18 protein-coding genes are annotated in these 19,225 nt (G+C 65.2%); 15 read left to right on the plus strand and 3 right to left on the minus strand.

Going from position 1 to position 19,225, the window contains the following annotated elements; all coding sequences use genetic code 11:
* The first annotated feature begins 12 nt into the window (after positions 1-12).
* The 7 genes from accD (at position 13) to iscR (ending at position 6,577) form a co-directional block, all read left to right on the plus strand.
* The gene (accD, locus tag G015_RS0110325) at positions 13-969 is read left to right on the plus strand and encodes an acetyl-CoA carboxylase, carboxyltransferase subunit beta (protein WP_018139351.1); all 957 of its coding nucleotides are present in this window, start codon (positions 13-15) and stop codon (positions 967-969) included.
* Positions 970-977: 8 nt separating this feature from the next.
* Positions 978-2,300 (plus strand): folylpolyglutamate synthase/dihydrofolate synthase family protein, encoded by a 1,323-nt coding sequence (locus G015_RS0110330; protein ID WP_018139352.1) that lies wholly within the window; start codon positions 978-980, stop codon positions 2,298-2,300.
* Between the two features lie 102 nt (positions 2,301-2,402).
* Complete coding sequence (locus tag G015_RS0110335) at positions 2,403-2,984, plus strand: SPOR domain-containing protein (RefSeq protein WP_018139353.1); 582 nt, start codon at positions 2,403-2,405, stop codon at positions 2,982-2,984.
* A gap of 94 nt (positions 2,985-3,078) precedes the next feature.
* Complete coding sequence (locus tag G015_RS0110340) at positions 3,079-3,657, plus strand: CvpA family protein (RefSeq protein WP_018139354.1); 579 nt, start codon at positions 3,079-3,081, stop codon at positions 3,655-3,657.
* Positions 3,658-3,686: 29 nt separating this feature from the next.
* Entirely contained in the window at positions 3,687-5,195 is a 1,509-nt protein-coding gene (gene purF / locus G015_RS0110345; RefSeq protein WP_020146661.1) for an amidophosphoribosyltransferase, read from the plus strand.
* Between the two features lie 10 nt (positions 5,196-5,205).
* Positions 5,206-5,799, plus strand: coding sequence for a L,D-transpeptidase (locus G015_RS0110350; protein ID WP_018139356.1), 594 nt, complete (start codon positions 5,206-5,208; stop codon positions 5,797-5,799).
* A 298-nt stretch (positions 5,800-6,097) separates the two neighbouring features.
* Positions 6,098-6,577: a Fe-S cluster assembly transcriptional regulator IscR gene (gene iscR, locus G015_RS0110355; RefSeq protein ID WP_018139357.1), complete on the plus strand. Its 480-nt coding sequence runs from the start codon at positions 6,098-6,100 to the stop codon at positions 6,575-6,577.
* Between the two features lie 106 nt (positions 6,578-6,683).
* On the opposite strand, the gene G015_RS0110360 is transcribed toward iscR, so the two are convergent.
* Genes G015_RS0110360 through G015_RS0110370 form a run of 3 tightly spaced genes read right to left on the minus strand, consistent with a single transcriptional unit; the run spans position 6,684 to position 10,665 of the window.
* On the minus strand, positions 6,684-8,726 hold the full coding sequence (locus G015_RS0110360) for a DUF3488 and transglutaminase-like domain-containing protein (protein ID WP_020146662.1): 2,043 nt from the start codon (positions 8,724-8,726) through the stop codon (positions 6,684-6,686).
* On the minus strand, positions 8,723-9,757 hold the full coding sequence (locus G015_RS0110365; RefSeq protein WP_020146663.1) for a DUF58 domain-containing protein: 1,035 nt from the start codon (positions 9,755-9,757) through the stop codon (positions 8,723-8,725). The genes G015_RS0110360 and G015_RS0110365 overlap by 4 nt, the downstream gene beginning before the upstream one ends.
* Positions 9,739-10,665, minus strand: a complete 927-nt coding sequence (locus G015_RS0110370; protein ID WP_018139360.1) for a MoxR family ATPase — start codon at positions 10,663-10,665, stop codon at positions 9,739-9,741. The genes G015_RS0110365 and G015_RS0110370 overlap by 19 nt, the downstream gene beginning before the upstream one ends.
* Positions 10,666-10,804: 139 nt before the next feature.
* On the opposite strand from G015_RS0110370, the gene G015_RS0110375 reads away from it, so the two are divergent.
* From G015_RS0110375 to G015_RS0110410, 8 genes are all read left to right on the plus strand, one after another.
* Positions 10,805-11,953: an ABC transporter permease gene (locus tag G015_RS0110375; RefSeq protein WP_020146664.1), complete on the plus strand. Its 1,149-nt coding sequence runs from the start codon at positions 10,805-10,807 to the stop codon at positions 11,951-11,953.
* A gap of 3 nt (positions 11,954-11,956) precedes the next feature.
* Positions 11,957-12,736, plus strand: a complete 780-nt coding sequence (locus G015_RS0110380) for an ABC transporter ATP-binding protein (RefSeq protein ID WP_020146665.1) — start codon at positions 11,957-11,959, stop codon at positions 12,734-12,736.
* A complete protein-coding gene (locus G015_RS0110385) occupies positions 12,733-13,746 on the plus strand; it encodes an MlaD family protein (protein WP_020146666.1) in 1,014 nt (337 codons plus the stop codon). Before G015_RS0110380 ends, G015_RS0110385 begins: the two co-directional genes overlap by 4 nt.
* Before the next feature lie 2 nt (positions 13,747-13,748).
* A complete protein-coding gene (locus G015_RS0110390; RefSeq protein ID WP_018139364.1) occupies positions 13,749-14,402 on the plus strand; it encodes an ABC-type transport auxiliary lipoprotein family protein in 654 nt (217 codons plus the stop codon).
* Positions 14,395-14,898, plus strand: a complete 504-nt coding sequence (locus G015_RS0110395; RefSeq protein ID WP_020146667.1) for a glutathione peroxidase — start codon at positions 14,395-14,397, stop codon at positions 14,896-14,898. Before G015_RS0110390 ends, G015_RS0110395 begins: the two co-directional genes overlap by 8 nt.
* Positions 14,888-15,415 carry a tRNA adenosine(34) deaminase TadA gene (gene tadA, locus G015_RS0110400; RefSeq protein ID WP_018994934.1) on the plus strand — a complete coding sequence of 176 codons (528 nt, stop codon included), beginning with the start codon at positions 14,888-14,890 and terminating at the stop codon, positions 15,413-15,415. The genes G015_RS0110395 and tadA overlap by 11 nt, the downstream gene beginning before the upstream one ends.
* A gap of 215 nt (positions 15,416-15,630) precedes the next feature.
* Positions 15,631-17,802: a type I secretion system permease/ATPase gene (locus G015_RS0110405; RefSeq protein ID WP_012982712.1), complete on the plus strand. Its 2,172-nt coding sequence runs from the start codon at positions 15,631-15,633 to the stop codon at positions 17,800-17,802.
* Complete coding sequence (locus tag G015_RS0110410; RefSeq protein ID WP_012982711.1) at positions 17,799-19,223, plus strand: HlyD family type I secretion periplasmic adaptor subunit; 1,425 nt, start codon at positions 17,799-17,801, stop codon at positions 19,221-19,223. Before G015_RS0110405 ends, G015_RS0110410 begins: the two co-directional genes overlap by 4 nt.
* The last annotated feature ends 2 nt before the right edge of the window (positions 19,224-19,225 follow it).

Below are 19,225 nucleotides of genomic sequence, written 5' to 3' on the forward strand. Positions count from 1 at the left end.
AAGGGATTCAGGATGAGCTGGTTTGAAAAACTGATGCCTTCGCGCATCCGTACCGACAACAGCAGCAAGCGGGGCGTGCCCGAGGGGCTGTGGGTGCGCTGCGAGGGCTGCGACGCCACGCTGTACCGCCCCGAGGTGGAACGCAATCTCGATGTCTGCCCGAAATGCGGGCATCACCGGCGCATGAGCGCGCGGCGTCGTCTGGAGACCTTCCTCGATCAGGAGGGGCGCGAGGAAATCGCCGCTCAGATCGAATCTTCCGACGTCCTGAAGTTCCGCGATTCCAAGAAATACAAGGACCGTCTGGTCGCCGCGCAGAAGTCGACCGGCGAACGCGACGCGCTGGTCGTCATGCAGGGCCAGCTGATGGGGCGCCCGCTGGTGGCCTCCGCTTTTGATTTCCGCTTCATGGGCGGGTCCATGGGTTCTGCGGTGGGCGAGCGCTTTGTCCGCGGTGCCAACCGTTCTCTGGAGCAGCGCATTCCGCTGGTCTGCTTCAGTGCGTCTGGCGGGGCGCGGATGCAGGAGGCCTTGTTCTCGCTGCTGCAGATGTCCAAGACCAGCGCGGTGCTGGCGCGGATGCGCGAGGAACGTATCCCGTTCGTCTCGGTGATGACCGACCCCACCATGGGCGGCGTCTCCGCGAGCCTTGCGATGCTCGGCGATATCAACGTCGCCGAACCCAACGCCCTGATCGGTTTTGCCGGTCCGCGCGTGATCCAGCAGACCGTCCGCGAGACGTTGCCGGAGGGCTTTCAGCGGTCCGAGTTCCTGCTCGAGCACGGTGCGGTCGACATGATCATTGAACGCGGCGAGATGCGCCGTCGTCTGGCCTCTGTGCTCGGCATGCTGACGCACGGGCCGGCCCCGGCCCCCGAGGCGCCTCCGGTCGAGGAAGAAGAGCCGGAGGTGGAAGTGATTCGTGCGGAGGACACCGGCGAATCGACGGATGCCCCGCGCTCTACCTGATTCCATCCGTGCGCTACGCCACACTGGCTGAATGGCTGGCCTTCCAGGAGCGATTGCACCCGGTGGGGATGGACCTCACCCTGGAGCGCATCGCCCTGGTCGCCGATCGGCTGGGGCTGCGTGGTCCGGGGACGCCCCGTACGGTCATTGTCGCGGGGACCAACGGCAAGGGCACGGTCACCACGCGCACGGCAGCGCTGTTGCAGGCCCAGGGCCTGAATGTCGGGCTTTTCACCTCTCCTCATTTGCTCCAGTACAACGAACGCATCCGCTTGAACGGCCGCCCGGCTTCGGACTCAGACCTGTGCCGGGCATTCGAGGCGATTGACCAGGCTCGTGGTCACGATTCGCTGACCTATTTCGAGTTTGCAGCCCTGGCTGCGGCCTGGCTCTTCCGTGAGGCTCGGGTCGACGTGCAGGTGCTGGAGGTCGGGCTTGGTGGACGGCTGGATGCTGTGAACATCTGGGATGCGGATGTGGCGGCGGTTACCGCCGTCGATCTCGACCACCAGGCCTGGCTCGGTGATTCGCGCGAGGTGATCGGGCACGAGAAGGCCGGCATCATGCGTGCGGGGCGCCCCGTGGTGCTCGGCGAGTTGTCGCCTCCCCAGAGTGTGCTGGACCATGCCCAGGCGCTTGCGTGTCGTACCGTCCGCCTGGGCCGCGATTTCGACCTGCTGGTTGAACAGGAGCGGCTCGTCTGGCGCTGGAATGGGGCCCAGGTCGAGTGGAATGTCCCGCTGGCGCGGGGGCTGAGTGGTGCGGCGCTGGCAAATACCGCCACCGCGCTGGCGGTGGTCGAGTCGCTTGGCATGGACGCCGGGCTGAGTGCGGCCACAATGGAGCGGGCTCTGAAGGTGCGCCCGCCGGGCCGTCTGCAGCGCCTGAATGGCCCGCCCGATTGGCTGCTGGATGTGGCGCACAACGCCCAGGCCGTCGCCGAGCTCGCCCGCTGGCTGCGCGAGAACCCGTCGGCAGGCCCGACCGTTGCGCTGGTGGCGGTGATGGCCGACAAGGATCGCAGTGCCATGTGGCGCGACCTGGATGGGCTAATCGATATCTGGATTCCGGTACCGCTCGATCTCCCTCGGGCCCTTCCTGCCTCCGATCTGGCCGGGGAGCTGGAACAGGTGGGTCAGTCCGGGGTCCGTCCGGCTGGCGATATCCAGCAGGCCTTGAAACAGGCCGCCGAATCGGCAGGTTCACAGGGTCGTTGCGTCGTATTCGGCTCGTTTCACACGGTGGCTGCGGTCCTTGAACAGGCACCGAAGCTGGCTGCTGCGGCCTTGAGAGAGTCACTCCCGGACTCAGCGGTAGCGGAGGGAGTGTGACATGGCGAGGCTGAAGCGGATCATTCGCCTTGCCCGGGCGGGCGCGTGCGGCGTAAGGTCGCTGGGAAGACCCGACGCACGGGACCCCAATGCGAACATGGCATGACCACCGATAATCCCATTCGCTTTCGCCTCACAGGCGCGGTGATCCTGATCGTGATCGCCGTGATCTTTCTCCCGTGGCTGTTTGATGGCGCGGGCTATGAACACATGAGTGGTATCGATGACCCGGTCCCCGATGCCCCGACCTTCGCCGCACCCGATATCGCGCTTCCTTCCGAACGCGAGGCAACGCCTCCGCGACCCGAGCGTGAGGGGGAAGGGGAGAGCCGAATTGCTGACCTGCATGCGCTGGAGAACGGCGAGGAGGGTCGCGAGACCGCAGCTGACAAGGACAATGGGCCGATCCCCGAACCAGTGGAAGCCGCTCCGGAGTCCAGGGCGATCGAGGCCGGCTGGGCTGTCCAGGTGGGCAGCTATCGGGACGGAGACAATGCGCGCGAGGAGGAGGCGCGCTTGCGCGAGGCCGGCTTGCCGGCGTTCATCGACGAGTCGGAGGCTGAGGGGCGCAGCATCTATCGAGTCAAGGTTGGACCGGTGGCGCAGCGCGACGAGGCCCAGAAGCTGGGCGAGCAGCTGAAGGACGAGCTCGATATTACCGGCATCGTGGTGACCTTCCCGTGAGGCCCGGGCCTTCCACAAGCGCGGGCGAGCGCCTGCGAATTGCGATTCGCTGCGGTACACTACGCAGCCTTTTCGCACCCGAAGTCCGCCGCGCGTGAACTGGATCGACCTGGTCATTGTTGCCCTGATCGTTGTCTCGGGGCTTATCAGTCTGTTTCGTGGCTTCGTGCGCGAGTCGTTCTCGCTCGCGACCTGGATTGTGGGCATCTGGCTGGGTATTCGACATGCCGCCGAGGTTGCCGAAGTCCTGCCGCAGGCGCTGTCGGATGCCACTTTGCGCTTGGGCGTGGGGTTCGCGCTGATCTTCATCGGGGTCCTCATTGTGGGCGGCATTCTCGGAGTGCTGGCCAATCGTCTCGTACGCGGGAGTGGCCTGACGGGTACCGACCGCTCGCTCGGCGTAATCTTTGGTCTGCTGCGCGGGGTGGTACTGGTCGCCGTGCTGGTTTTCGCTGCGTCCCTGACCTTGATGCCCGAGGAGGGCTGGTGGGAAAACAGCCGCCTGATCCCCGAGTTCGAGCGTCTGGTCGACTGGATGATCGCGCAATTGCCGGAGGGCTGGCAGGAACAGATTGGTGAGCTGCTGGCCTCCGATCCTGTAGAACCGCCTCCGGATGCCCCTGCCGATGATGCGCCGGCACCACAACCCGAACCCCCCGCCGAAGATCTCTAGTCGATCGCCTTGATGGAGCCCTGAGCCGTATGTGTGGAGTAGTCGGAATCGTCGGGCGTGGCCCGGTGAATCAGCCGCTTTATGATGCCTTGCTGGTGTTGCAGCACCGCGGGCAGGATGCCGCCGGGATCGTGACCTGCGACGACGAGGGTCGGTTGCACCTGCGCAAGGACAACGGCCTGGTGCGGGATGTATTCAACGACCAGCACATGCAGGGGCTGATCGGCAACATGGGCATTGGTCATGTGCGCTATCCGACCGCCGGGAGCTCCAGTTCTGCCGAGGCCCAGCCGTTCTACGTGAACTCCCCGTTCGGTATTACGCTGGGACATAACGGCAACCTGACCAATGCCCGCGAACTGAAACAGGCCCTGTTTGCGACCGATCGTCGGCATATCAACACGGATTCCGACTCCGAGATTCTGCTGAACGTCTTCGCGCAGGAGCTCCTGCGCTATCTGGATAACGGCCTGACCTCCGACTCCGTTTTTAACGCAGTCGAACGCGTGCACGAGCGCGCCAAGGGCGCTTACGGCGTGGTCGCGATGATCGCCGGGCGCGGCCTGTTGGCCTTTCGCGACCCGAACGGTATCCGTCCGATCGTCTATGGCTCGCGTGAAGCCGAGGAGGGCGGGCGAGAATGGATGGTTGCCTCCGAGAGCGCCGCGCTGGAGTCCCAGGGCTTCGAGCTGGAACGCGACCTGGCGCCCGGCGAGGCCGTGTTCATTACCCCCGAGGGCGAGGTCTCGACGCGCGTCTGCGCCGAGGACACCCAGCTCAACCCCTGCATTTTCGAGCATGTGTACTTTGCCCGGCCCGATTCGGTGATCGACAACGTGTTTGTGCACCGCGCGCGCATGCGCATGGGCACCGCGCTGGGCGAGAAGATCCGCCGCATCTGGCCGGATCATGACATTGACGTGATCGTGCCGATCCCCGATACCGGCCGCACCGTGGCGCTGGAGATGGCGCACGAACTGAACATCAAGTATCGCGAGGGGTTCATCAAGAACCGCTACATCGGCCGCACGTTCATCATGCCGGGCCAGACGAAGCGGCGGAAATCGGTACGCCAGAAGCTCAACGCGATTTCGCTGGAGTTTCGGGGCAAGAACGTGATGCTGGTGGACGACTCGATCGTGCGCGGAACCACCTCGCGCGAGATCGTCATGATGGCCCGCGAGGCCGGGGCCAGGAAGGTCTACTTCGCCTCCGCCGCGCCCCCGGTGCGTTATCCGAATGTCTACGGGATTGATATGCCCGCGGCGCATGAACTCATTGCCCATGGCAGAGACGAACAGGAAGTATGCGAGGCGATCGCCGCCGACCGCCTGATCTACCAGGACCTGGAAGATCTGCAAAAGGCCGTGCGGCGGGGGAACCGAAACATCGAGACCTTCGACTGCTCCGTGTTTACCGGCGAGTACGTGACTGGATTGCCCCCTGATTACCTCGAGTATCTGGCCTCGCTGCGGGGCGAAGGACTGGTGAATACGCCCGTGGCGGGCGAGGTGCTGGATCTGGCCAACAAGAAGTGACGAGAGAGTAGTGACCTTGCCGAGTTTGCAGTGGATCGAACCGGTCGTGGAAGCGGCGCGGGCGCAGGCGGGAAGCGGCGAAGGTTTGCCGGCGGTGGTGGTACGCGTGGACCAGCAGCGCCTGTACGTCTGGGAAGACGGCAAGGTCACGGAAATCTTCGATGTCTCGACCTCCGAGCGAGGCATCGGGAACCAGGATGGCACGTACAAGACGCCGCTGGGGCTGCATCGCATTGCCGAGCGCTTCGGCGATGGTGCCGAGCGCGGCACGGTGTTCCGGGCGCGCGCGAACACTGGCGAGATTGCCGAGATCCTGACCGGCGAAGGCGAGCGCAGCCAGCGCGACAACATCACCTCGCGCATCCTCTGGCTCGAGGGCCTGGAGCCTGGCCTCAATCGTGGGGGCAGCATCGATTCCTACCACCGCTACATCTACATCCACGGTACGGATGAAGAGGGGCGGATTGGCCAGCCGGCCTCCGTAGGGTGCGTACGTATGCGCAACGACGAGGTCATCGAACTGTTTCCTCGCCTCCCGGTGGGGACCCTCGTCGTGATCCTGAACGGCCCGGATTACGAAACCGGTCGTATCCTTCCGGTTTAGCACACGTCCGGCGGCCCAGCGCGGCTCGCGTTCGGCGTGATCCAGAAATCCCTAATTTTCTAACAATTTCCGAGGGAACTCCGTCAGCATCAGACGGCTCTCACAATAACCTGCGTTTGGCGTACGTGAATTCGCGGCAATCGCCTGATACAATCAGGGAATTATTCCTGACAACAACTGTCAGGTAAAAAGGGAATTATTCCTGACTATGATTGTCAGGAAAGGTGAACGGATTCGAATCTGTGAATGGATGTCGACCTCGACACGCACGATCACGGTTTCTCGGAGGCTTTAAGACATGAAACTCTCAACCAAGGGCCGCTACGCGGTGACCGCCATGATGGATCTCGCGATCCATGATCGGGTCGGACCGGTGACCCTGGCCGACATCTCGCAGTGCCAGGGCATCTCGTTGTCCTATCTGGAACAACTGTTTGCAAAGCTGCGCAAGGCTGACCTGGTGGAAGGCGTGCGGGGGCCCGGCGGCGGTTACCGCCTGGCCAAGCGTGCGGACCAGATCAGCATTGCCAACATCATCACGGCAGTCGATGAATCAGTCGACGTGACCCGTTGCAAGGGTCACAAGGACTGCCAGCATGGCGAACGCTGCCTGACGCACGAGCTGTGGGATGACCTGAGCCAGCAGCTGTACGACTTCCTCGACGGCATTACGCTGGCGCAGTTTGCCAACCGTCCGGAAGTGCAGAAGGTCGCTCGTCGTCAGGATGAGCGCCGCGGCGCGCGGCACCACTTCATCTTCCGTAACGACGCGGCCTGATAGCGGCCGGACGACCCAGCGGCCCCGGGGCTCCCGGCGCCGCTGCGCAAGACCTGAAGGCCCGACCGGGTGCTGAATCCGGCCGGGCCTTTTCCATTGGCGCATCCTATGTCGTCCGCGGTGCAGGCTGGCCGACGGGTGGCTTCCGAAGGTCGGATGCCGCCAGGCGGCGCAGGGCCATCAGATGTCCGGCCCGGTCGTCGGGCCGCGCGGGCGCGAAGCGGGCCAGGTTGTAGTGCTCGGCGAAGGCGTCGACGATGGGCGCGAGATCGGGCCGTGCAGCCTTGATCCGTCGGGTCCAGGTGACGACGGGCTCGTGTGCGTGGCGGCCGAGTCCCGTCTGTTGGCGTTCGATGCGACGGGACAGGCGTTGCAGGAGTCGATCCGCTGCGTCGAGGGGACGACGAGGTCGGCGCCAGCCGGCCCAGGCCAAAGCCGCGACCGCCAGCAGCCCAAACCCCGCGCCCAGTGCCGTGACGACGTCGCGCCAGTCCGTTGCGTCGAGCCCGAAATGCGCGAAGAGCTCGCGCTGGCGCTCGGGATCGAATGCCAGCACCCAGCTCTCCCAGCGGAACCGGGCGAAATCGCGCCAGTCTTCGAACCCAAACCGAAGCTGTTGCACCCAGCCCAGCCCGTCACGGCGCAGGAAATCGGGCACGGATTCGCCCTCGCCACCGGTCAGGCCGCCAATACCGGCCTCGATCCGCTCCGGAGCGATCGCCGCGGTGGGGTCGACGCGAATCCAGCCCTCGCCATCCAGCCATACCTCGTTCCAGGCATGCGCGTCGGCGTTTCGCAGGCGCAGATATTCGCCCCGCTGCATCCATTCCCCGCCCTGGTAGCCCGTGACCACGCGGGTCGGGATCCCCGCCGAGCGCATCAGCACGGCGAACGCGGAGGCATAGTGTTCGCAGTAACCGGCCTGGGTTTCGAACAGGAACTGGTCGGTGACATCCCCCGCGAGGGTGGGGGGCTGCAGGGTATAGCGATAGGGGGCGGCGGCGAAGCGATCCAGGGCGGCCTGGATGATCGCGCGGTCATCATCGCCATGCGTGGCGCGCCAGAGGGCGACCTCGGCACGGGAGCGAGGGGCTGCGCTGGGTGGGAGTTCAAGGGCGCGTTCACGGGCGGAGCTGCTTAGGGCTTCCTCGCCACCCGGTGGGCGCGACAGGTCGGCCTCGGCGTCGTACTGGATGCGGTTCACGATGCGTCGATCGCGTATGACCTGATGGTTGTCGCGGTACTCGGCGTTATCCGGCAGCGAAACGGGATAGTCGAGCACCGGCAGGTAACGCACACGGGTGGGTTCCAGCGTGGCGGTATAGGCCACCACGTTGTCCGGGTCGTCGGCTTCCGGGACCTCGATGCTGGACTGGCCGCCTTCGGCCTGCCAGCGCCGCCCGTCAAAGTCCGTCATGACCAGTGCACGCCAGTACTGGGCTGGGGGCGGTGGCACGGTGTCGTGGAACTGGACGCGCATCGCGGTGGTTTGGTCCTGCAGGAGTTCCGCGATGTCGCCGGGATTCAGCTCGCCCGAGAGGGCCGTGGTGGCCACCTCGTCACGCTGCGGATCGCCCCAGAGTGGTCCCTGAACGCGCGGGAAGGCGAGGAACAGGATCAGCATGAACGGGAGGGCATGGACGATCATCCAGCCGGACTGCTTCGCCAGGCGCCACCGTTCGAGGGCGCGTCCGGCGTGTACCTGGACCAGGGCGGCGGTCAGCAGCCAGGCGGACAGCAGGGACCACGCAGCGATCAGCAGCGACTGATCGAAGAAATAGGTCGTGACGACCACGAAGTAGCCAAGGAACAGGCCGATCACGATATCCCGCCGGTTACGGGTCTCGAGCAGTTTGAGGGCCATCATGACCAGCAGTAGCGCGGTACCCGCCTCCTGCCCGAACAGGGTCCCGTACTGCAGAAAGGTCATTGCCCCCGCGAACGCGGCCAGAAGAGCCATCAAACCAAGGGCGGGCGGCCTGCGGTCGCGCAGATGGAGCCAGGTCCGCAGCAGGATGGCGGCCGCCACGAGCAACGTCACCCACGGTGGCTGGTGCCAGGCATGCGGGAGCGCGGCCACCGGCAGGGCCAGGAGGGCGAGTTCCAGGCCTCGTAGTTCCGGTGATCGGTGCTGGCCTGCGCGGTTCACTCCTTCGTTCTCCTGGGCGTTTCTGGGATCGGCAAGGGGATCGGCTCGAAGCGGAATTCGGCGAGGGCGCGAAGACCCCGCTCCCGCTGCGCCGGGCCTTGTCCGGGCGGGAGGATCTGGTCGGGCAGGCGCAGCCCCCAGGCGCGGCCTACGGCCTCGGCGGCCAGGATCTGGTGGCAGAGCATGGAGAGGCGCGTCTCGGTGTCGCTGGCTGGCATGGAGGACCAGTCGATCCAGAGCGTGTCACGGCCTCCTGCGACCGTTTCGCGGATGTGCAGCTTGCCGGTGCGGGCCAGGGCCTTCCACAGGATCCGGCCGGGCGGGTCTCCGGGGCGGTACGGGCGGATGTGATCGGGTGTGGAGGCTTCCTGACGCCGCTGGGGGCCGGCTTCGTCTCCGAGACCGGTATGGGCGGCGCCCGGGTCCACGGGTTGCGGGTACACAAGGATTTCGGCGGCCAACCCAAGCCAGCTCCAGGCATTCAGGATGCCGAGCGGATACTGGGTGCCCAGGTGTTGACGGGGTAGCCGGTAGACTCCGCGGCCGAGCGGCGGGAGGGGCAGGCTGACCACTTGCTGCCCGCGGGCCGGTACTGCAACGGGCACGCTTGTGTATTCGCCAATGCTCAGGTGCAGGGCTTCCCGGTCGCGGCCGCGCGTATCCTCCAGGCGCAGGGAGACGGACAACGGCTGTCCGGCGAAAACCGGTGTGGTGGGCAGCGCCGACACCTTGAGCCCGAGCAGGTTGCGATGGGTATACCAGATGGCGTTATGGCCGATCCCGACCAGGAGAAAAGTCAGCAGGAACGCCATGTTGTTGGAGTAGTTGATCGCCCCCAGCAGCATCACCCCGAGGATCGCCAGGAGGGTGTAACCGGCCCGGGTCGGCAGGATGTAGATGCGGTCGCGGCCAAGCGTCGCCTCCGAGCCATCGTCGCGGTGGCGCCGCGTGATCCAGCGTATCACGCCTTCACGCAGGCGTTGCCCCTGCGATCGGAAGCGCTTGTGCAGGGCTAACGAACCGGCACGCATTCCAACAGCCGTTCCACCGTGCGTGCGGGGGTGTCCGGTTCGCGGGCTCGGATCCGATGGCCGGACACGGCCGGCAGGACGTCCGCCAGGTCATCCGGAGTGACGTAGTCGCGCCCATCGAGAAAGGCATGGGCCCGTGCGGCGCGCAGCAGGCCGAGCCCGGCGCGGGGCGAGAGCCCGTGGGCAAAGCGTGCGCGGTCGCGGCTCGCCTGTATCAGGTCCTGCAGATAGTCCAGCACCACTGGCTCGGCATGCACCTGGTTAATTCGGGACTGCCAGCCCTGCAGGTCCTCGGGTGTGACGATCGCGCTCGGGGCAGGATGCGCAACGGGTGCCGCCGCGCCACCGCCGCGTTCGAGCAACGCGCGCTCGGCACGGGCATCGGGATAGCCCAGTTCGATGCGCATCAGGAAGCGATCCATCTGGGATTCCGGCAGGGGATGTGTGCCGACCTGTTCTTCCGGGTTCTGCGTGGCGATTACGAAGAACGGTTGGGGCAGGGGGCGGGTTGCGCCCTCCACACTGGCCTGACGTTCTTCCATCGCCTCGAGCAGGGCGCTCTGGGTCTTGGGGGGTGCGCGATTGATCTCGTCGGCCAGCAGAACCTGGGTAAAGATCGGGCCGGGGTGAAAGCGGAACTCGCCGGAGCTCTGTTCGAACACCGACACCCCGAGGACATCGCCGGGCAGGAGATCGCTGGTGAATTGCACGCGGCGGTAATCGAGGTTCATCGCTGCGGCCAGTGCGTGCGCGAGGGTTGTCTTGCCAACGCCCGGCTGGTCTTCAATCAGCAGGTGGCCATTGGCGAGCAGGCAGGTCAACGCCAGCCGGACCCGATCGGGTTTGCCCAGCAGGATGTCGTTCAGCGCGCTTTCGACCTGGTGGAGAGCTTCGTTGGCCGCGGGCATTGGGCTCCTCGTGGTGGATGGTGTCGGGCGGAAAAGGGGCAGACCGATCAGCGTGATGCGTGGGAAAGATTTAAGCCCCGCTTCGCGTGCCGGGTGAGTTTGCGGCTACCATGGCCGCAATTGCCCCACGAGCGACAGTATGGACAAGCAGGCCGCCGATTCGGGCCAGACGTTTCACTATGATGCCACAGCCTCGCCGGATGCCCGCCTGCACCTGGCCGGTCGGCTGGACGTGCATGCAGTGGAGCGGGCCTGGTCGCCTCTGCGCCGCCGCGCCCGCGAGCTGGCCCAGGGTACGCAGGCTGCGGTGACGCTGGATGTCGGGGACCTCGAGTATTGCGATGGTGCCGGGGCGGCGTTACTCCATGCCCTGGAGCGCGATATCGAGCGGGTGGGGCGCAAGGTGGAGCTGGTGGGTGTCCAGGGCCTGGTGGAGGAGCAGCTAACCCCGTACCGAGAGCTGGAAACCGTTGAACCGGCACGTCACGAAACACGTGGGGGACTGTGGGCCCAGTCGCTGGAGGCGGTGTCCCGGGTCGGGCAGGCGGCCTATTCGCAGTTCGGGTTCATTGGCGAACTGACACGGGCCCTGGGTTCGGCGCTGGTGCATCCCCGACAGGTTCGCTGGGGCGATACCTTCCGGGTCGCCGAGGCGGCCGGATTCCAGGCGCTGCCCATCGTCTCCCTGATTGCCTTCCTGCTGGGCGTGATCCTGGCATTCCAGTCCGCGATCGCGATGCGGCAGTTTGGTGGCGAGATCTTTGTCGCTAATCTGGTGGCGGTTTCGCTGTTCCGCGAGCTGGGGCCGTTGATGATGGCGATCCTGCTGGCCGGGCGCTCCGGGGCGGCGTTCGCCGCCGAGATCGGCACGATGAAGGTGAACGAGGAGGTCAACGCCCTGAAGACGATGGGGCTCGACCCGGTTCGTTTTCTGGTGTTGCCCAAGGTGCTCGCCGGCATTCTGGTCGCGCCTTTGCTGGCGCTGTACGCGAACATGATTGGCCTGCTGGGCGCTGCAGTGGTGATGCAGGGCTTCGGGATCCCCTGGACGGCGTTCTTCAATCAGGTGACCGTCGCACTCAGCCTGTCGGATCTGTTCTCGGGGCTGTTCAAGGCCGTGATCTTCGGCCTGCTGATCGCGGGTGTGGGCTGCCTGCGCGGGCTGCAAACGGCGAGCGGGGCGGCTGCCGTAGGGATCTCCACCACCAGCGCGGTGGTGACGTCGATCATCCTGATTGTGGTGTTCGACGGCCTGTTCGCCGTCCTGTTCTATCACATGGGGGTCTGACGGGTGGCGAACGCAGAGCCGGTCATCAGGGTGCGCGACCTCACCATGGGGTTCGGTGATTTTGTGCTGATGAGGGACCTCGACTTCGACGTCCAGCGCGGCGAGATCTTCGTGATCCTCGGCGGCTCCGGGAGCGGCAAGAGTACGCTGCTCAAGCACATGATCGGACTGTACACGCCACAGAAGGGAAACATCTGGGTGGCCGGTGCCGACATCACCACGGCCGATGGCCAAGAGCGCGAGGCGATCCTGCGCCGGGTGGGCGTGATGTACCAAATGGGGGCGCTGTTTGGCTCCATGACACTATTGGAGAACGTCCGGCTGCCGCTGGAGGTCCATACCGACCTGCCACGCGAGGCGATGGACGCAATCGCCAAGGCGCGACTGCAGCTAGTCGGGCTGGGCGAGTTCGCGGACTTCATGCCCTCGGAGATCAGTGGTGGCATGCAGAAGCGTGCGGCGATCGCGCGTGCGATGGTGCTGGACCCGGAAGTGCTGTTCCTGGACGAACCTTCAGCCGGGCTGGACCCGATCACCTCGGCGGAGCTCGACCAGTTGATTCTGCGGCTGGCCCGCAGCCTGGACATGACCATCGTGATCGTCAGCCACGAGCTGGCCAGTATTTTTGCGATTGCCGACCGGGTCATTATGCTCGACAAGGAAAGCAAGGGCATCGTTGCCGAAGGGAATCCGGTGACTCTACGTGACACATCCGATCACCCGTGGGTACAGCGGTTCCTGCAGCGGGCCGATTCGGCCGACTCCAAAGAGAGATCTACATGAGTGCCCGACAACATTTTAGCCTGGGGTTGTTCATCGTCGGTGGCCTGGTGGCGCTGGTGACCGCGCTGATCATCATGACCGCGGGCAATATCTTTCGCGCATCGATCCCGATCGAGACCTACGTCGATTCCTCCGTGCAGGGGCTGGAGATCGGTGCGCCGGTGAAGTTCCGCGGAGTGACGATTGGCGAGATCACCAATCTGGGCTTTACCTCGGTGGAATACCAGCAAGACGTGGATCCGCGCGAGCGCAAACGCTATGTGATGGTCGAGGCCCGACTCTGGCCAGACCGCTTCGCGGCCAGTGCCCGCGAGCAGGATTTTGAGTCGGAAGTCCTGAAAAACCTGGTGGATGCAGGATTGCGTGTGCGCATCGCGGCACAGGGCATCACGGGCATGAACTATCTGGAGGCGGATTTCTCCGATCCGGAAGAACACCCACCGCTGGAGCACGACTGGGAACCACGGTCGATCTACATCCCGTCGTCCCCGAGTATCGCCGTGCAGTTCATGGAATACGCCGAGAATCTGCTCATGCGCATCGACGGACTGGACATCGAGGGCGTGATCGAGAACCTGAACTCTTTGCTGGTGACCGTTGACGACACCGTGTCCAGTCTGGACACCGGAGGGCTGAACCAGCGCGCGGATGATCTGATCTCGGAACTCGAGCAGACCATGCGCACGGCCGATCGGGTGATGCAGTCGGTCGAGAGCCTGGTCGAGCATCCGGACACACAGGCACTTCCGACCGAGACCCGCAAGGCGATCCAGGAGCTGCGCCGTACGGCCGAGGCCGCCGATGTCGCGGGCCTGGTCGAGCGCATGGATTCGATGGTCGAACGCCTTGATCGTGGGATGGATGTCAGTGAGTCGAAACTGCTGGAGACCCTGGACGAGCTGCAAGGCGCGATCTCGGGCCTGCGCGGCCTGTCGGATGATGTACGCCGCAACCCCGGTGGCGCGCTGTTCGGTGCCCCGCCACCGCGCAGCCGCATGGACGAGGAGTAAGCATGAACTGGTGGAAAGTACCGACCCTGATGCTCGCCGCGCTGGTCCTGGGCGGGTGCACGCTGTTGCCGGACCGCGAGCCGCTCGATCGCTCCTGGTATCTGCTGGAGTTGCCGGACGAGCCACCCGCACGTACGGCGGAGGAGCCGGTGGCCGTCGAACTGGGGTCGGTCAGGGTCGCGCCGGCCTATGCCGGCAATGGACTGGTATACCGGCTGGGGAATCACCAGTACGAGTCGGATTACTACAACGAATGGTTCCTGAAGCCGTCGGAGCAGCTTGAGCAGCTGCTGCGGGAACGCTGGACGCGCAATGGTGCCGCGCTGGAGCTGGTCGACAACGCATCGGCGGTGCGCGAACAGGGGCGTCCTGCCGTGCGGGTCCATGTCCTGATCACCGCGCTGTACGGTGATCTAGAAGGGGCTGAAGCCGTCGAATCCAATGGGCTGGCCGTGACGGGGACCGGGCACATGGGTCTGCGCGCCCAGTTGAGCCAGGGCGATCGCAGTCGTCTGGTGCATCTGGAATCCGAGCAGGCGCTGGAGCGGCGCTCGGCCTCGCAGCTGGTGGGGGCTCTGTCGCGCGCGACGGCCGAGGTCCTGGCGGATCTGGAGGATGCGATCCTGGAAGATGTCGAGGCCACGCGCGATGACTGATGTCTTCGACTTCTCGGTGCCGGCGGCGGATGGCACCGAACAGCCCCTAGGGGCGTATCGCGGGGATGTCCTGCTGATCGTCAATGTGGCCAGCGAGTGCGGATTCACCCCGCAGTACGAGGGGCTGCAGGCGCTGCAGGAACAGTTCGCCGGACGCGGCTTTCGCGTACTCGGCTTTCCCTGCAACCAGTTTGGCGGGCAGGAGCCGGGTGATGCGGAGGCCATACAGGCCTGTGGTGCGCGTTTCGGGGTCGGGTTTCCGGTGTTTGCCAAGATCGAGGTGAACGGCGAGGGTGCGCACCCGTTGTACCAGCACCTCAAGCAGCAGGCCCCCGGCGCATTGGGCACGCAGGGGATCAAGTGGAACTTCACCAAGTTTCTGGTCGGTCGTGATGGCTCCGTACTCGACCGCTTTGCGCCCCAGCGCAAGCCGCAGGACCTGGCCGACGTGATCGAGCGCGCACTCGCCGCACCGCGCCCGGGCGATGGCGGCTGAGGTCGCGTCCGACGCGCGGAGCATGGAACCCGGCGAGCGCGGTCCGGCGCCCACGGAACCCGGTGCGCATGCCTACTGGATGGATGTCGCCCTTGCGCAGGCCGAGCGGGCCGCGGAGGTCGGCGAGGTGCCGGTGGGCGCTGTTCTGGTGGATGCGGAGGGTTATTGTCTGGCCGTCGCCCACAACGCACCGATCGGCGAGCATGACGCCACTGCGCACGCCGAGATTAGAGTCCTCCGTAGAGCCGGAAAGCGGTGTTCCAACTATCGGCTGACCGGTACCACGCTCTACGTAACCCTCGAGCCGTGTTCGATGTGTGCGGGGGCGATGATCCACGCCCGGGTGGAGCGGCTGGTGTTTGCAGCTTCGGACCCCCGCACAGGGGCCGCCGGAGGCGCCATCGACCTGCTTCATCACCCCGCTCATAACCACCGTCTGGAATGCATCGAAGGCGTGGCGGCGAAGCGTTCTGCCGAGCTGTTGCGCAATTTCTTTCGTCTACGCCGAAAGCGTTAGATCCCCGTGATGTAAAGGCGTTGCCCGGCGGTACGTTGGGGCGCAGAATCAAGCAAATATGAGAAGGCGTTCACGTTCTGCACATCAACAGTGCGCGCGGATGCCGAGATTCTGTGTCCGGCCACAGGGGTGTACCGATTAGCCAGCCTCCTTCCAATGACGATCGCGGGGATCCCGTACTGGACCCGGCCACGGGCACACCCGAGTCGGGGTCCATGGGCGATGTGGATGACCGCGAGCCGGAGTTCCCGATCGTGGATGGGGAGGGCCGTTCGGACAGCCTTCTCGGTGGATTGATCCTGATCGCCCGCATGCACGGGCTGCGTCTGACGCCGGATTCCGCGCTTGCGGGTCTTCCTCTGGACGACGGGCGGCTGTGCCCCTCCCTGGTCCCGCGTGCGGCACAGCGTGCCGGACTGACCACACGCACCGTCACCCGCGACGCCCGCGGACTGAAGGACGACCTGCTGCCCGCGCTGCTGCTGCTGGACCAGAACGAAGCCTGGGTGTTGGTCGGCTGGAACGAAGACAAGAGCGTGGCCCGAGTAATCGATCCCGAGCTGGGTGATGCGGTCATCGATGTGCCGCTGAAACGGCTGAAAGAGCGCTACGTAGGGCGGGCCATCTACGTGCGGCCCGAGTTTCGCATGGATGCCCGCGCACCGCGGGTCTCGAAGGAGAGCAAGGGGCACTGGTTCTGGCGGGTGATTCGCGAGAACCGGCCGCTGTATCGCGATGTGCTGATCGCAGCGGTGATGATCAACCTGTTCGCGCTGGCGATGCCGCTGTTCGTGCTGAACGTGTACGACCGCGTGGTCCCGAACCACGCGACCGAGACGCTGTTCATGTTCGCGGCGGGTGTTGTGATCGTGCTGATCGCGGACCTGATCCTGCGCACCATGCGCAGCCACTTCGTCGACAAGGCGGCGATGCGCGCGGACGTAAAGCTCTCATCGCACATCATGGAGCGTGTGCTGGGACTGCGCATGGAGAACCGGCCGGCCTCGGTGGGTTCGTTTGCGTCGAACATTGGCGCGTTCGAGTCGGTCCGCAGCTTCATATCGTCGGCGACGATCATCGCCTTCGTGGATCTGCCGTTTGCGTTCATGTTCATCGCCATCATCGCGTTGATCGCCTGGCCGCTGGCGATCCCCGTGGCCATTGGCGCGCTGCTGCTGCTGTTTTATGCCACCGCGATCCATCGCAAGCTGCACGGACTCGCCGAAGAGAGCTATCGCGTGGCGGCGCAGCGCAACTCGACGCTGGTCGAGAGCCTCACCGGTGCCGAGACGCTCAAGGCCCTTGGGGCGGAGGGACGGGTGCAGGCGACCTGGGAACGCGCCACGACGCACCTGGCCCGGACCAATGCGCAGAACCGACTGCTGACCGCAAGCGTGACGCACACGGCAATGTGGGCGCAGCACACGGTCGGCGTTGCCATCATCGTGCTCGGTGTGTTCCTGCTGATGGAGGGAGATCTCTCCATGGGTGGGCTGATTGCCGCCTACCTGATCTCCTCGCGCGCGATGGCGCCCATCAGCCAGACCGCCGGGTTGCTGATGCAGTATCACCAGGCCTCGACCGCGCTCGGTTCGCTGAACGAGATCATGGCGCTGCCGGTCGAGCGCCCGGCGGACTCGCACTTCCTGAGTCGTGATCGCTTCGAGGGCGCGATCGAGTTTCGCAATGTCGGCTTCGCCTATCCCGAGTCCGCCACACCGGCGTTGCAGGGGGTTTCGCTGAAGATCGAGGCGGGCGAACACGTCGCCGTGCTGGGTCGCGTGGGCTCGGGCAAGAGCACGCTGGCCAAGCTGATCATGGGCCTTTATCAGCCGACCTCCGGGGCGGTACTGGTGGACGGGATTGACGTACGCCAGCTGGACCCGGCTGAGCTGAGGCGGTCGCTGGGCTATGTGGGCCAGGAAGTCACGCTGTTCTACGGGAGCCTGCGCGAGAATCTGGTGGCGGCCGATCCTCTGGCCAGCGACGAGGCGATCCGCAAGGCGATCGCGATCTCCGGGATCGAGGACCTGATTAACACCCACCCAGAAGGTGTCGATCTGCAGGTCGGGGAGCGCGGGGGCCGGCTTTCGGGAGGGCAGAAGCAGAGTGTTGGTGTGGCGCGGGCCGTGTTGCACGAGCCCAGCATGCTGTTGATGGACGAGCCGACAAGCTCCATGGATAACTCCACCGAGCAGGGCATGAAGCGCCGTCTGGCGGAATTCATCCAGGGGCGGACGACCGTGATCGTCACGCACCGCACCTCGCTGCTAGAGCTGGTGGACCGGATCATCGTGCTGGATCAGGGCCGTGTGGTGGCCGACGGGCCGAAGGAGCAGGTGATCCAGGCGCTGCGGGAAGGCCGCGTGGGCAAGGCGCAGGCATGAGCAAGCGCACGCGCAGGGACGGCCAGGGATTCGAGGCGCTTGGCCGCGGTATGGATCAGACCGGAAAGGTTGGTGCACCGATGGTGGACCGCATCTTTCGCCCGTGGCTGACCAAGGGTGGTGGCGACCACCGCAACTGGGCATCGGACGCCGACTGGACGCAGATACAGGAGCGTCCGATCCGCGCCCGCGCGCTCCTCTACGGGATCCTGATTACGCTGGGCCTGCTGGTTTATTGGGCCTCCGTTGCTGAGATTGACGAGGTGGCCCGCGCGGATGGGCGGGTGATCCCGTCGCAGAACCTTCAGGTGCTGCAGTCGATGGACGGGGGCGTGGTCTCCGAGGTCCTGGTGCGCGAGGGGGATGTCGTGGAACAGGGCGACGTGCTCGTGCGTGTGGACCCGACGCGGTTTTTGTCCGACCTGGGCGAGGCGAGGGCGAGCGAGTTCGCGTTGAAGGCGCGCCGGGCGCGCCTTATGGCGCTGCTGACGGAAACCCCGTTCCTGATCACACCAGACCTGCAGGAAGGGCCGCAGGCCATCGTCGAGCAGGAACAGCAGCTTTACGAAGAAAGCCTGGATGAGCTGCGCTCGCGAATTCGCATTGCCGAAGAGCAGATGCGGCAAAGGCGCGAGGAGCTGAACGAGGTAAGGGCGCGCCGCAGCCAGGCCATCCGTGCCCTGGAGCTGGCCAGTCGAGAGCTGGAGGTGACCGAACCGCTGGTGCAAAGCGGGGCGGTATCCGAAGTGGAGATCCTGCGCTTGCGCCGCGAGGTCTCCAACGCCCGCGGCGATCGTGATCAGGCAACGGCGCAGATTGCCCGTCTGGACGCCGCGATCGAGGAAGCGGAAGAGAAGATCCGCGAGGTGCGGCTGAATTTCCGCAATCAGTGGCGTTCGGAGCTCGCCGACACCCTTGGGCGGCTGCAGGAGCTGGCCGAGGGCACCGAGGGCCTGGAGGATCGCGTGCGGCTGTCCGAGGTGCGATCACCCATGGCGGGGATTGTGCAGCGGATGTTCATCACCACGCGCGGTGGCGTGATCTCGCCTGGGCGCGAGGTGGCCGAGGTGGTGCCGCTGGAGGACGAATTGCTGATCGAGGCGCGGGTATCGCCCCGTGATATTGCCTATCTGCGCCCGGGGCTTAACGCCAAGGTGAAGTTTACCGCCTATGACTTCGCCATCTACGGCGGCCTGGATGCCACCGTGGAGCACATCAGTCCGGACACGATTACCGACGACGACGGCAACACCTATTACAAGGTCCGCGTACGAACTGAGGAAACCGGGTTCGACGAGGAGCATCCGATCATGACCGGGATGGTCACGCAGGTGGATATCATCACCGGGCGTCGCACCATCCTGCAGTACCTGCTGAAGCCGATCCTCCGCGCGGGCGAGCTGGCTTTTACGGAGCGCTGAGC

Source organism: Thioalkalivibrio sp. ALJ15, assembly GCF_000383695.1.
GTDB lineage: Bacteria > Pseudomonadota > Gammaproteobacteria > Ectothiorhodospirales > Ectothiorhodospiraceae > Thioalkalivibrio.